The sequence below is a fragment of the Adlercreutzia sp. ZJ141 genome, from assembly GCF_011038965.1.
Classification (GTDB): domain Bacteria; phylum Actinomycetota; class Coriobacteriia; order Coriobacteriales; family Eggerthellaceae; genus ZJ141.
Genome location: NZ_JAAKEB010000020.1, coordinates 1 through 13,138, shown reverse-complemented (window position 1 = coordinate 13,138; position 13,138 = coordinate 1). Strand labels below are relative to the sequence as shown.

Annotated in this window: 10 protein-coding genes; 2 read left to right on the top strand and 8 right to left on the bottom strand. The window is 59.3% G+C overall.

Going from position 1 to position 13,138, the window contains the following annotated elements:
* Window positions 1-9 precede the first annotated feature (9 nt).
* The 8 genes from tpiA to gdhA all read right to left on the bottom strand — a co-directional run bounded on the left by tpiA (window position 10) and on the right by gdhA (window position 10,628).
* The gene (tpiA, locus tag G7Y44_RS08840) at window positions 10-780 is read right to left on the bottom strand and encodes a triose-phosphate isomerase (protein WP_165249184.1); all 771 of its coding nucleotides are present in this window, start codon (window positions 778-780) and stop codon (window positions 10-12) included.
* 276 nt (window positions 781-1,056) lie between these two features.
* Entirely contained in the window at window positions 1,057-2,253 is a 1,197-nt protein-coding gene (locus tag G7Y44_RS08835; RefSeq protein WP_165249182.1) for a phosphoglycerate kinase, read from the bottom strand.
* A 102-nt stretch (window positions 2,254-2,355) separates the two neighbouring features.
* Entirely contained in the window at window positions 2,356-3,357 is a 1,002-nt protein-coding gene (gene gap, locus G7Y44_RS08830) for a type I glyceraldehyde-3-phosphate dehydrogenase (protein WP_165249180.1), read from the bottom strand.
* A 367-nt stretch (window positions 3,358-3,724) separates the two neighbouring features.
* Window positions 3,725-4,690: a DNA-binding protein WhiA gene (gene whiA / locus G7Y44_RS08825; RefSeq protein ID WP_165249178.1), complete on the bottom strand. Its 966-nt coding sequence runs from the start codon at window positions 4,688-4,690 to the stop codon at window positions 3,725-3,727.
* The gene (locus G7Y44_RS08820; protein WP_165249176.1) at window positions 4,669-5,811 is read right to left on the bottom strand and encodes a gluconeogenesis factor YvcK family protein; all 1,143 of its coding nucleotides are present in this window, start codon (window positions 5,809-5,811) and stop codon (window positions 4,669-4,671) included. Before G7Y44_RS08820 ends, whiA begins: the two co-directional genes overlap by 22 nt.
* A gap of 8 nt (window positions 5,812-5,819) precedes the next feature.
* Entirely contained in the window at window positions 5,820-6,869 is a 1,050-nt protein-coding gene (rapZ, locus tag G7Y44_RS08815; protein ID WP_165249174.1) for an RNase adapter RapZ, read from the bottom strand.
* On the bottom strand, window positions 6,869-9,034 hold the full coding sequence (uvrC, locus tag G7Y44_RS08810; protein WP_165249172.1) for an excinuclease ABC subunit UvrC: 2,166 nt from the start codon (window positions 9,032-9,034) through the stop codon (window positions 6,869-6,871). Before uvrC ends, rapZ begins: the two co-directional genes overlap by 1 nt.
* A 259-nt stretch (window positions 9,035-9,293) precedes the next feature.
* Window positions 9,294-10,628: an NADP-specific glutamate dehydrogenase gene (gdhA, locus tag G7Y44_RS08805; protein ID WP_165249170.1), complete on the bottom strand. Its 1,335-nt coding sequence runs from the start codon at window positions 10,626-10,628 to the stop codon at window positions 9,294-9,296.
* 151 nt (window positions 10,629-10,779) lie between these two features.
* Between gdhA and G7Y44_RS08800 the strand changes: the two genes are divergently transcribed.
* The gene (locus G7Y44_RS08800; protein WP_165249168.1) at window positions 10,780-11,046 is read left to right on the top strand and encodes a hypothetical protein; all 267 of its coding nucleotides are present in this window, start codon (window positions 10,780-10,782) and stop codon (window positions 11,044-11,046) included.
* Window positions 11,047-11,217: 171 nt separating this feature from the next.
* Complete coding sequence (locus G7Y44_RS08795) at window positions 11,218-12,930, top strand: DUF2130 domain-containing protein (RefSeq protein WP_165249166.1); 1,713 nt, start codon at window positions 11,218-11,220, stop codon at window positions 12,928-12,930.
* Window positions 12,931-13,138 lie beyond the last annotated feature (208 nt).

Genomic DNA, 13,138 nt, shown 5'->3' with positions numbered 1-13,138 from the left:
CTCCCCTTTCTAGAAGCAGGCTTTCACAAGCTGCTCAAACGAATCGGCCTTCAGCGCCGCGCCACCAATGAGCCCGCCGTCGATGTTCGGTTGCGCCATAAGACCCTCAACGTTGCCCGGGTTCATAGAGCCGCCGTACAGCACGCGCATGTTTTCGGCTACCTGGTCGCCAAACATTTCCGCCACGGTGGCGCGGATAGCTGCGCACACGGCCTCAGCCTGCTCCGGCGTGGCCGTGCGGCCGGTGCCGATAGCCCAAATGGGCTCGTAGGCAACCACGCACTTCGCCGCCTGATGATCGGCTAGCCCCGCGAAGGCAGCTTTCACCTGCGCGCACACAAATTCGTCAGTGGTGCCTTCCTCACGCACGGCAAGCGATTCGCCTACGCATATGATCGGCGAAATGCCGCCACCAATGAGCGCCTTCACCTTGCGGTTTACGTCTTCGTTCGTTTCGCCGAACAGCCCCCGGCGCTCGGAATGGCCCACGATGCAGTACGTGCAGCCAACCTCTTTGAGCATGGGAACCGAAATCTCCCCCGTATACGCGCCCGACGCCTCCCAGTACACGTTCTGCGCGCCCACGGCAATGTGTGACTTGTCGAACTCGAGCACGGTGCTTACTGGCTTGAGGTCAATATAGGGCGGGCACACCACCACGTCCATGCGGTCACTCCATCGCGGTTCATAGCGGTTTGAAATCTCTTGGGCGAGCACCACCGCTTCACCGTAGGTGTTGTTCATCTTCCAATTGCCAGCCATCATTGGTCTTCTAGACATGATTATTCCTTTCCGCCGTTCTGCCGAACGGCGGAACGGCTTGCCGCTGCGCGAGACCAATGCGCACTGTCTTGCCCCTTACGCATTGCTCGGCGAACGTTTTTCTTTCTCTCAGCAAAAACCAAGTAATATATCCGACGAAGTCAGCGAGAGACGCCAAGACGTGCTGAATTGCCGTGAAGGTTTGGCGAAGCGTACTCCTGTACGTGAGCCAAACCTGGAGCGGCAAGGCTGCGCGCCTTGGTGTCTCGCAGCGTCGACACGTTCCGTTGGCCGTTAGGCCAACGGAACATTAAGCGCCTCTACTCCGGGAAGCTTCTCGCCTTGTACGAGTTCCATAGAGGCGCCGCCGCCAGTGGAGATAAAGGTCATGCGGTCGGCCAGGTTAAACTTGTTCACCGCTGCCACGGAATCGCCGCCGCCAATGATGGTGTCGGCTGCTTCGTTTGCTGCAACCGCTTCGGCCACAGCCTTCGTACCTGCCTCAAACGCCTGCATTTCGAACACGCCCATGGGGCCGTTCCAGAACACGCTTTGCGCACCTGCAATAGCTTCGGCGTAAAGTGCCGCGGTTTCAGGTCCAATGTCAAGGCCCATCATGTCGTTCGGGATGTCGTCTACCGACACCGTTTTCGTGTTGGCGTCTTCGGCAAAGGCATCGGCGCATACCACGTCAACGGGCAGGAGCAACTTCACGCCGCGCTCTTCCGCCTTGGCTATCATGCCGGCGGCGCGCTCAACCCAGTCTTCTTCCTTCAGCGAGGTGCCTACGGCCTTGCCCTGCGCCAGCAGGAAGGTAAAGCACATGCCGCCGCCAATAATAAGGGTATCGGCTTTGTCCATAAGCGCATCGATGACCTTTATCTTGTCGGACACCTTGCTGCCGCCCAGTATGGCCACAAACGGGCGCTTGGGATCGTCGAGCATGCCGGTAAGCGTGGCAACCTCGCGCTGCATCAAGTAGCCCGCATAGGCCGGCAACAGCGCCGCCACGCCTGCAGTGGAGGCATGTGCGCGGTGCGCGGTGCCGAAGGCGTCGTTTACGTAGGCATCGGCGAGCGCTGCGAGCTCGGCGCAGAACGCAGCGTCGTTTTTCTTTTCGCGCTTATCGAAGCGTAGGTTTTCTAGCACCAGCACCTCACCGTCGGCAAGCGCGGCCGCCTTAGCCTGGGCATCAGCACCCACGGTATCAATCGCAAACGCCACGGGGCAACCCAGCAGCTCGCCCAAGCGCGCCGCCGCGGGAGCCAGCGTGTAGGCTTCCTCGAAGCCCTCTCCCTTCGGGCGGCCCAAATGGCTCATAAGAATAACGCGCGCGCCTTGTTCCACAAGGTGCGAAATCGTGGGCAGCGCCGCACGGATGCGCGTGTCGTCGGCAACCGCGCCGTCTTTTACCGGCACATTGAAATCTACGCGCACGAGCACGCGCTTACCACACGCATCCAGCGCGTCAACGGTGTTGATAGTACTCATCGTTCACTTCCTTTACAGAAAAGCCCCCCAGAACCGATATCGGTCCTGGGGGCTTCATAGACCGCAGATCACAGGTCGTTCGTAATGCCAGCGGAACAAAAACTACAGCAGAATCTTCACGAGGTCTTTCACGCGGTTGGAGTAGCCCCACTCGTTGTCGTACCAGCTGACGCACTTCACCAGGTTGTTCTTCTCGCCCATGACCATGGTCAGACCCGAGTCGAAGATGGATGAATGCGCGTCGCCCACGATGTCAATGGACACGATGGGGTCTTCCTGATATTCCAGAATACCCTTCAAGGGGCCTTCGGCGGCAGCCTTCATGACGGCGTTGATTTCGTCCTTGGTTACTTCGCGATCGAGTTCCACCGTAAGGTCAACCATCGAGCCGTCCGGCGTGGGAACGCGGGTGGCAAAGCCGTCCAGCTTGCCCTTCAGCTCGGGCAGCACCAGCGACACCGCACGCGCGGCACCGGTGGTGGTGGGGATCATAGACATGGCGGCAGCACGCGCACGACGCAGGTCCTTATGAGGCAGATCGAGGATCTTCTGGTCGTTGGTGTAGGCATGGATGGTGTTCATGTAACCGCGACGGATGCCGAAGTTCTCCAGCAGTACCTTCGCAAACGGAGCCAGGCAGTTCGTGGTGCACGACGCGTTCGAGATGATGTGGTGCTCATCCTTGTTGTACTTGTCGTCGTTCACACCCATGACGATGGTGATGTCCTCGCCCTTCGCCGGGCAGGTGATGACTACCTTTTTGGCGCCGGCTTCGATGTGCTTGTTTGCCAGTTCGCCAGTTTTGAAGATGCCGGTGGACTCGACTACCACGTCAACACCCAGCTCGCCCCACGGCAGGTTGGATGGCTCGCGCTCGGAAAGCACCTTTACTGCGCGGCCATCGACCACGAAGCCGTCTTCAGTGACCTCAACCGTGTCGAACACGCGGCCGTGGACGGAGTCGTACTTCAGCAGGTGTGCCATGGTGGGGATGTCGCCCAGGTCGTTGACAGCAACAACCTCGAGTTCGGGATCGTTTACCATCGCGCGGAAGACCAAGCGGCCAATGCGGCCGAACCCGTTGATGCCTACCTTGGTTGTCATGCGTATCTCCTTTCAGATACCCCTATTGTTCACGCTCCTTTGGAAAACACCGATTCATGCCGACTGCCCTGCGTTTGCGGGGCGGCCCTTACTAGTGGTTCCTGGGAGCCAACTAACCTGATTCAAACAGGATAGCATGACCGAGCGCCCGCAGGCGAGCGCACGGAAACGAACAGATTTTACACCGAGTGCCCACCGACAGGCCGACAAACGGCATTATCGATCGGCGGATGCGCTGCGCGGTGGTGTGCTTAGGTACGGTTTTCCGAGAGGGCGGAACAACGGGGACAACGGGGACGTAGCCTATTGTCCCGATTTGTAATGGAACAACAGGAAGCTGAACCGTTATCTAAATCGGGACAATAGGCTACGTCCCCGTTGTCCCCGTTGTTCCGCGCCGGGCTTGGGCGACTTCGCGGGCCATTTGCTCGATGCGGCGCACACGGTGGTACACCGCGCTTTTCGAAAGTGGCGGGTTCGCCCGTTCGCCGAGCTCTTTCAGCGTGGCGCCTGGGTATGCCACACGCAGGCGAATGAACTCCTGCAACGCGGGCGACAGGTTCTCCATGCCGTGTGCCGCCAACACCGCGCGGATGGCGTAGAGCTGATCAACCGAGGCGCTGACGGCCTTCGCCTGATTCGCCACCTCGGCGTTGGTCTGGCGGTTCACATCGTTGCGCACGCTTTTGATCACGCGGGCGCTTTCCATGGCAAGAGCCGATGTGTGCGCTCCGGCAAACGCCAGAAACTCCAAAATGGCGCTGCCGCTTTTCAGGTACACCATGTACGAGCTTCGCCGGTGCATGATGCGCGCGTTGATGCCGTGCTGCTCGAGGATGCCCGCAATGCCGTCAGCAAGCTGGCTGTTCTCCACCGTTATTTCGAAGTGGAAATCACCCTTGGGGTCGGCCACGAAACCGCTGCCCAAAAACGCACCGCGCAGGTAGGCCGCCGCACAGCAACGCCTTTCCACCAGTTCGGGCTTGATGCCTAGCTCAAGCCCCTTCCCTTCGGAAAGCACACCTAAGTCAGACAGCGCTTCTGTCATACCTTCCTGGCTGGGAACTTCTATGAGGTAGTTCGGCGTTTTGTGCAGTACACTTCGCCGCACCACCAGGTTAGTTTTCAGGTGATAGAGCTCATGGAGCAACCTGATGATCAGGCGCGCTGCGTGTGGCGCGTCAGTGGCTAGCTCCATGCGATAGCGGTTTTGCCCGCTGACGAACAACGTTCCTTCGATGCGCACCAACGCCGCTAGCACCGCGCGTTCGCAGTGGGGGCAGGTGGGTTCTACGTGCGAGAGCTCTTCTTTCACATCCGTCGTGAACGACACAGTTTCAGCACCCCCAAAAACGCGTCTTGCAGGGCGGCGGGATCATGCCACGTGGGGCGAACGGGATCGACCAGGTTGCGCGCGATAACCACGGCGCCCATCGCCTGAATGGCCCGCGCGTCCTGATGAGTGATGCGCACGGGACGCACGCCTCCCGACAGCTGGAGGTCGGTTGCGGGCGTTACGTCGGCGTCGACCACTTCCGCATGCCCCATGCCGGGCGAGCGCAGCGGGTGCTCAGTGTGCACCAGCACGTAGTCCACCAAACCGCGCATGCCGTGGTTCATGAGCGCCTGCACGTGCTCGGCTGCGGTAAGGCCCCAGGTTTCCCCTTGCATATCGGCAAGCGAACACACAAACACCACGGCGCCCGCCGACTGCCGGATGGCGTCGATAATGCCCGGAACCAGCAGGTTTGGTATGATGGACGTAAACAGCGACCCCGGCCCAAGCACAATAAGGTCGGCTTCGCGGATGGCTTGCAGAGCCGACGGGTACGGCTCGATGCGATCAGGCGAGCGCAGCCACACGTGCGAGAGCGCTGTTCCCGAATGACACGCGACCGCCTGCCCACGCAGCGTTTGGCCGTCACAGGTGACCGCATCGAGTGTCACGCGGCTGAGTGTTGAGGGGTACACGTGCCCTCGCGCGGAGAGCAGGCGTTCGCAGATGGCGATAGCTTCAGGGAACGAGCCTGCCGCGTCCTCGAGCGCCGACAGCATGAGATTTCCCAGCGTATGGTTGCGCGCGAAAGAGAAGCGGTACTTGAACGCGCGTGTGAGCGGGTCGTTGGGGTTGGCAGCCATGGCTGCAATGCATTTGCGCACGTCGCCCGGCGGAGTGACGTCGGCTTCTTCACGTAGGATGCCGGTCGAGCCGCCGTCGTCTGCCATGGCCACCACGGCAGATGTGCTGAAACCAAGTGAGAGTAGCGTGCGGATGGATACCGGCGCGCCCGTGCCGCCGCCGATGACAACCGCACGGATTGGGCGCATGGGAGCGCGCTCGCCGTGGTTGCCGGGCGCTGTGGATACATATTGCGGCAGGCCGGCGAGGTCGCGGTCGCTCAGCGCTGCGAATGCGGCTGTGGCCGAGGGGTCGTGGGTGAATGGCTTGACCATGGCGGCCCCTAGCGCTGCACGGCCGCCGGATTGGTTGCCGCGGCGGACGCGGACGTAGCGGCAGCGGGCGCGGAGGCTGCAGCGGGGCTCGCAGCGGCGGGCGTAGCGGACACATGCGCAGCGTCGCCGACGTCAGCAGGTGCGGCAGCTTGCGCTACGCTCTCGGCGAATGCAAGATCGCGGTGTGCCACGCTCACCCGGTACCCACGGGCCTTCAGATGATCCCCTGTGGCCTCAGCCAACGCGACACTTCGATGTTGACCTCCCGTACACCCTACGGCTATAGCCAGCTGCTGCTTCCCTTCTGAAACATAGCCCGGCATTACACAGTCGAGTAGCGCATACCAACGCTTCGTGAACTCGATGGTTTCGTCGCGCAGCATAACAAAATCGCGCACAGCAGCATCGAGCCCGGTTAAGCTGCGAAGCGCTGGATCATAGTACGGGTTCGGCAAAAAGCGCACGTCAATGACCAGGTCGGCATCGGCGGGTGCCCCGTGCTTGAAGCCGAACGAGTATACCGTTACCGATAGCCCTTCTTGCTCGGAGCCCGGCGCAAACAGCGCGCGAATGGTCGAGCGCAGCTGCGGCGGCAGCAAATCGGTGGTATCAATAACGTTGTTCGCCAGCTCGCGCAGCCCATACATCAGCTCACGTTCGCGCTGGATTCCCTGCAGAATGGAACCGCCATCGGCGCACAGCGGATGCCTGCGTCGGCTCGACTTGTACCGGGCGACCAGCTTCTCGTCGTCAGCGTCGAGAAACAAAATGCGAACCTTCACGCCGCGTTCTTTCAGCTTATCAAGCTCATCACGCAGGTTGAAGAAAAACTCGCTGTTACGCATGTCACACACCACGGCAATGCGGCGGCGCGCGTCAGCTTGCCCGGGCATGCCCTCAAGGTCAACCAGGTCGCCAAGCAAGCTTGAAGGAAGATTGTCGACACAGAAGTAGCCCAAATCCTCGAACGAATGCATGGCCTCGGTGCGGCCTGCGCCGCTCATGCCGGTAAGAACAACCAGTTCAGGCATAGCTTCTGGCGCTACGATTCGATCCATCAGTCCTCCGATTTCTCGCCTGTCGAAACGACGGCGTAATCAATGCGCGACGTGCCCTGCCCAACCGGTGCCGAGCGCGCCGCGTTCTTCCCTTCGTTTTCCCCATTCCGTTCCCTACTATTATCCCCATCGCATTTCCCGCTTGTTTCCCCATTGCTTTTCTCATTATACTGCGCCAGCACGCGATATAATTCCTCGGCCACCTCGGCTGGCAGCACGCGCGCGGCCAAGATGTCGTCAAGCGACGCGGCTTTCAGATTGCGGAAGCTTTTGAAGTGCTTCATCAGCGCCTTTTTCCGCACCGGGCCGAGCCCTGCAACCTCGTCGAGGATGCTTGCGGTCATGCCCTTGCCGCGCAGTTCGCGGTGATAGGTGATGGCGAAACGATGCGCCTCGTCGCGCACCTGCTTCACCAGATACAAGCTGGCGCTGCCGCCGGGTAGGACCACCGGCCCCGTGTCTTGCCAGGGAACGAACAGTTCTTCGTCGCGTTTGGCCAGGCCAGCAAGCGCGATGTCGCGTACGCCCATACGGTCAAACATGTCCATCACAGCGGAAAGCTGAGGCTTGCCGCCGTCGAGGATAATCAGGTCGGGCTTTTTTCCGAAGCGCTCGTCGGCCATGCGCTCGGGTGCGTAGCGGCGACTCATAACCTCTTGCATGCTTAGGAAGTCGTTCGCTTCATCGAGCGGCGTTTTGATTTTGAAGCGTCGATACTGGTTTTTGTCGGGCTTGCCGTTTGTGAACACCACCATGGAAGCTACCGTGTAGGAGCCATGGATGGTGGATATGTCGAAGCATTCGATGCGCATTGGAGGGGCGTCGAGTGCAAGCGCGCTTTCTAGCTGCAGTAACGCGTTGTTGATGCGCGTATCGTCGTAATTTGTACGCACTTTGTAGCGCGCAAGCGTGTGCTTGGCGTTGGTTTCCGCCATGGTTATAAGCTCGGCCTTTTCGCCGCGCTGGGGGGCGGTGAAGCGCACTTTTGCGCCGTGCGGGCTTGCCAGTTTGTCGGTGAGCCACACCTGCATGGCGCTTGCGTCTTCAGGGAGGTCGCGCACGATCACCTCGTGCGGAATGCTGGTGGTGGCGTCGTAGTAGCGCAACAGGAAGTTGTGCTGCAGGTCGGCATCGGGCACGTCAGTGCCGCGGTTAAGCACGAACTCGTTGCTGTTCACAATGCGCCCTTCGCGCACCATGAACACGTGCACGCCGGCCACCGTTTCTTCGCGGAAAAAGCCGATGACGTCGGCATCTAGGTTGTGTGTGCTTACCGCATGCTGACGCGAGGCCAAGCCGTTGATGGTGTCGATGCGCTGCTTCAGGCGGGCGGCGCGCTCAAAATCGAGTTCGGCGGCGGCGGATTGCATCTCGTCGGTGAGCTCGGTGACGAATTCGCGATGGTGTCCGGCTAAGAAACGCTCGACGCGGCGCACGTTTTCGGCGTACGATTCGGGCGTAATTTTTCCGCAGCAGGCGCCTGGCCCCAGGCCCACATGAGCGTCGAAGCATGGCCGCGTGCCCGCTTCCGACAGGAAGGCCCGCAAGTCGCTTTTAGCCAGCTGCCGCTGCAAGCGCCGCCAGTCGGCGCAGCTCGCCGAGCACAGTGGCACTACCTTGCGCGCAATGTCCACCATGGAGCGCGCGGCGCGGCTGTCGGTGTAGGGGCCGAAGTAGCGCGTGTTTGGCTTGTGCTTTTCGCGCGTGTACTTGATGGCCGGGAACACATCGCCTTTCGTAAGCGCAATGAACGGGTAACTTTTGTCGTCTTTAAAGTCGGCGTTGAAAAAGGGGCTATGCTGGTTGATCAGGTTTTTTTCCAGCACCAGCGATTCGTGCTCGCTTTCAACCACAATGTAGTCGAAGCTGTGTATTTGGTCGACCAGAAGCGGAATTTTCGCGCGGTCGTCTTGGAAGTTCACGTACTGGCGCATGCGCGCGCGCAGCTGCTTCGCCTTGCCCACGTAGATGACTTCGCCCTGCGCGTTTTTCCACAGGTACACACCGGGAAGCGTCGGCACCGCGGTAAGTTCGCGCTTGATGCGCGCGAGCTTGTCTTCGGCGGACTCGGGCGCTGCGGTGGCGGGCGTAGACGCAGCGGCGGGAGCGGGGGCTTCACCACCAATTCCAGTATCGTTTCCGTTGTCGTTTTCGATGTCTCTCATACGGGAGATTATAGCCGCTCACACCCGCTCTCAAGCACTCCCCCACGCAAGCGTCACGAACGGAATGCTCTAAGCTTCCTAAGCTCCCTCACCTTGTCCGTACAACAACCTCTCAATTCAGCTCTGCAAGCACACTTCGAACCCACCGCACCCCGAGAGAACCAAGAACCTGCCAAATAAAGCCGCCCACATGATGCAGGCGGCTCCAAATGCGTCGTGCATGTGTCGTGCGCGACAACGGTGATGAGATTACTCGAGCTTACGCGATGCCCTGCGCCATCATGGCTTCGGCAACCTTCTCGAAGCCGGCAATGTTCGCGCCTGCAACGTAGTTACCCTCCATGCCGTAGCGCTTCGCGGCGTCGTCGATGGCGTGGTAAATATTCACCATAATGCCGTTGAGCTTTGCGTCCACCTCTTCGAACGTCCAGGCCAAGCGCTCGGAGTTCTGGGACATCTCCAAGCCAGAGGTTGCCACACCACCGGCGTTTGCAGCTTTGCCGGGGAAGAAGGAAATGCCGTTTTCCTGCAGGTATTCGGTGGCGTCCAGCGTAGTGGGCATGTTGGCGCCCTCGGCAACGATCTTGCAACCGCCCTCAACCAGCTGTTTGGCGTCTTCGATGAGCAGCTCGTTTTGGGTTGCGCAGGGAAGCGCGATATCGCAAGGAATTGACCACACGCCGCGTCCCTCGTGGTACTCAACGCCTTCGCGGCGAGCGGCGTACTCGGAAATGCGGGCGCGCTCAACTTCCTTAATCTGCTTCACCAAGGCCACGTCGATACCTGCCGGGTCGTGAATCCAGCCGGTAGAATCGGACAGCGTGACCACTTTGCCGCCGAGCTGCTGAACCTTTTGGGTTGCGTAGATAGCAACGTTGCCCGAACCAGAAATGCATACGGTCTTACCCTCGAAGGAGTCGTTGATGCACTTCAGATGCTCTTCGACCAAGTAGGCCAGACCGTAGCCAGTAGCTTCGGTGCGGGTGAGCGAGCCGCCAAAGGTCAGCCCCTTGCCGGTAAGCACGCCCACGAATTCATTGCGCAGGCGCTTGTACTGACCGAACATGTAGCCGATCTCACGCGCTCCCGTGCCAATGTCGCCGGCGGGAACATCGGTATCAGCACCAATGTGACGGGACAGCTCGGTCATGAACGACTGGCAGAAACGCATGACCTCCATGTCGGACTTGCCCTTCGGGTCGAAGTCGCTGCCACCCTTGCCGCCGCCCATGGGTAGCGTGGTGAGGCTGTTCTTGAAAATCTGCTCGAAGCCCAAAAACTTAATGATGCCCAGATTCACGGAAGGATGCAAACGCAGGCCACCTTTGTAGGGGCCAATGGCGCTGTTGAATTGAACGCGCATGCCGCGGTTGACCTGCACCTTGCCAGCATCGTCAACCCAGGGAACGCGGAACATGATCACGCGCTCAGGTTCAACCAAACGCTCGAGCAGGCCAGCGGCCTCGTACTCGGGATGAGCCTCGACGGCGGGTTTGATGGTGGTCAGAACCTCGGTTGCTGCCTGGATAAACTCCGGCTGGTCGGCACCGTAGCGCGCTTTCAGATCTTCAAGCACGTTTTCTACATAGCCCATGTTGCCTCCTTATAGCATTTGCTTGATTTGGTCATAATGGCATTATAGGTTGACGGAAATGGGCGATTTGATTATTTAAACGAGTGGAAACATTCGTCGCGGCACGTTTAACCGAACGGAAACAAACACAGCGGAAAGAAGGCGCGGTTATATGGACGATTTTGAGAAGCGCTGGAAGCGCATTCAGGACATGCTTGGTGTCGAGGCGCGTGGCGACCGTCCGCCGGTAGTGTGTTCACAACGCACGCTTTTCGGCATACCGAGCCGCGTGGAACAGGTGATGGATGCTATCGCACGGGAAGACGAAGAAAAGCACCGCGCCGAACGCGAAGCTACTCGTCAAGCGGCCCGTCAGCCAGCAGCTCGTCAGACGGCGGACCGACAGTCGATGGACCATCAAGAAGCGGATCGTGAGTGAGGGCGTATAAACCACCGTCAAGTGTCTTTTTGTGGCCACCTGGAAAGCAAAGTGGCCGCTATCTTGCCATCCCATCATCCCGCCTCCCTGCATGGTTTCGATGCATTTGCGCAGCATACGAACTTGTTGGTGGTATAACGACAGATACGTTCCCTCGAAGAAAGGCACGCCATGAGCGAAATTACCTGTCCGAATTGTGGAAAGCCGTTCGCCATTGACGAAAGCGGCTACGCCGAACTTGTCAAGCAAGCGCGCGACGCGGAATTCGAGCGTCAGGTAGCCGCCCATACTAAGCAAATTGAGGAAGCGGCATCTGCGCGCGAGGCGCTCATTGCCGCACAGGCCGAAAGCACGCTGCGCGAGACAATTGCCCAGAAAGATGCACGCGCGGCCGAGCTTGCCGCTAAACTTGCCGCACTGAAGCAATCAGCCGAAGCTGAGCGTGAGCTGGCCGTAAGAAAAGCGTCCGACGAGCAAACGACGCTGCTGGCGGATGCGCGCCGCGAGATAGACGCCCTTACTGCAAAGCTTGCTGCACAGACCGACCGCTTCGAGTCCGAGAAGCAGCTTGCCGTACAAGCTGCCGAACAAGCGCTTTTGGCTGCTACACAAGACGCCGAGCGCGAGCGTGACGAACTGAAAGCGCGCTTGGGTGCCCAAGAGGAAAACGCGCGCCTTTCCCAAGAAATAGCCCTACAGAAAGCGGCGGAATCTGCCGCAGAACAGCGCCGTACTATCGAACGCGAACGCGACGAGCTGAAAGCGCAGATTAACCTGCAGCTCACCGAGCATGAACGCGCCGAGGCGCAGCACCAAATTGAACTTGCGTCTCGCATGGCCGTTATGCAAGAACAAATTGACGCGCGCGACCGCGAGATCGACAACATTAAGCACATGCGCGCTGAGCTGACCGTGAAGATGATCGGCGAAAGCCTCGAGCAGTTCTGCGAAGACGAGTTCAACAAGTTGCGCGCAACAGCGTTTCAGCACGCGTACTTCCAGAAAGACAACGACGCAACGGGCGGATCGAAAGGCGACTACATATACCGCGAATTCGATGAAGATGGCAACGAAATTACGTCTATTATGTTCGAGATGAAAAACGAAGCCGACGATTCAACCCACCGCAAGCGCAACGAAGACCACTTCAAGAAACTCGATCACGACCGCACCGCGAAAAACTGCGAGTACGCCGTGCTCGTGTCACTGCTCGAACGCGACAGCGACTACTACAACACCGGCATTGTTGATGTGTCGTTTGCTTCGGGCTACGAGAAAATGTATGTGATTCGCCCGCAGTTCTTCATTCCGTTGATTACGCTGATCAGAAACGCTGCTACGCGCTCGCTGAGCTTCCGCCGCGAGCTTGCCGAAGTGCGCCAGCAAAACATAGACGTCACCCACTTCGAAGATCAGCTTGAGGACTTCAAAGGCAAATTCGGGAGAAACTGCGAGCTTGCCAGCCGCAAATTCCAGGACGCCATCCGCGACATCAACGCCACCATCAAGAAGCTCGAGAAGATCCGTGAAGAGCTGATGAGCTCCGACAACAACCTGCGCCTTGCCAACAACAAGCTGAACGACCTTACCGTAAAGCGTCTCACACGCAAAAACCCCACGATGAAGGCAAAGTTTGAGGAAGCGCGCGAGCTGAAAGAAAGCGGCGCCGTGCCACCCTACCAATCCGAAAAAGACTGGGAAGTTGTGGAGGCGGAAGTTGTAGAAGCGGAAACGGTGGAAGTCGAAGCCATAGAAGCGAAGGCTGAAGAAACGGTGGACGGAGAGGTCGAGGGAACGGCTGCCGCAGAGATCGAGGTGGCAAAAGCCGAAGACGTCGAAGAAGTCGAAAAAACAACTGAGCGTGGAAACACAAACGAGTCATGACCACCGGCATAGCCGGTGGCTTGATTGGGCGACCCTGTAAGGGTCGCGAATGCCGGCGGCGGCAAGCCGCGATGGCCCAGCGCACTCTTGCCGGCCGCCCCTAAAGGGGCTGCGTTCGCACCTTACCGGTCGAACCCGCCGCCGTCCTCCTGATCTTTTATGTACTTCTTTATCGTGGCCTCGTTCAGCCCGACGGTGCTCACGTAGT

Coding starts and splice junctions, on each gene's coding strand:
- gdhA (WP_165249170.1), bottom strand. CDS start 10,628: ATGGGCTATGTAGAAAACGTGCTTGAAGATCTGAAAGCGCGCTACGGT.
- uvrC (WP_165249172.1), bottom strand. CDS start 9,034: ATGAGAGACATCGAAAACGACAACGGAAACGATACTGGAATTGGTGGT.
- G7Y44_RS08835 (WP_165249182.1), bottom strand. CDS start 2,253: ATGAGTACTATCAACACCGTTGACGCGCTGGATGCGTGTGGTAAGCGC.
- tpiA (WP_165249184.1), bottom strand. CDS start 780: ATGTCTAGAAGACCAATGATGGCTGGCAATTGGAAGATGAACAACACC.
- gap (WP_165249180.1), bottom strand. CDS start 3,357: ATGACAACCAAGGTAGGCATCAACGGGTTCGGCCGCATTGGCCGCTTG.
- G7Y44_RS08800 (WP_165249168.1), top strand. CDS start 10,780: ATGGACGATTTTGAGAAGCGCTGGAAGCGCATTCAGGACATGCTTGGT.
- rapZ (WP_165249174.1), bottom strand. CDS start 6,869: ATGGATCGAATCGTAGCGCCAGAAGCTATGCCTGAACTGGTTGTTCTT.
- G7Y44_RS08820 (WP_165249176.1), bottom strand. CDS start 5,811: ATGGTCAAGCCATTCACCCACGACCCCTCGGCCACAGCCGCATTCGCA.
- G7Y44_RS08795 (WP_165249166.1), top strand. CDS start 11,218: ATGAGCGAAATTACCTGTCCGAATTGTGGAAAGCCGTTCGCCATTGAC.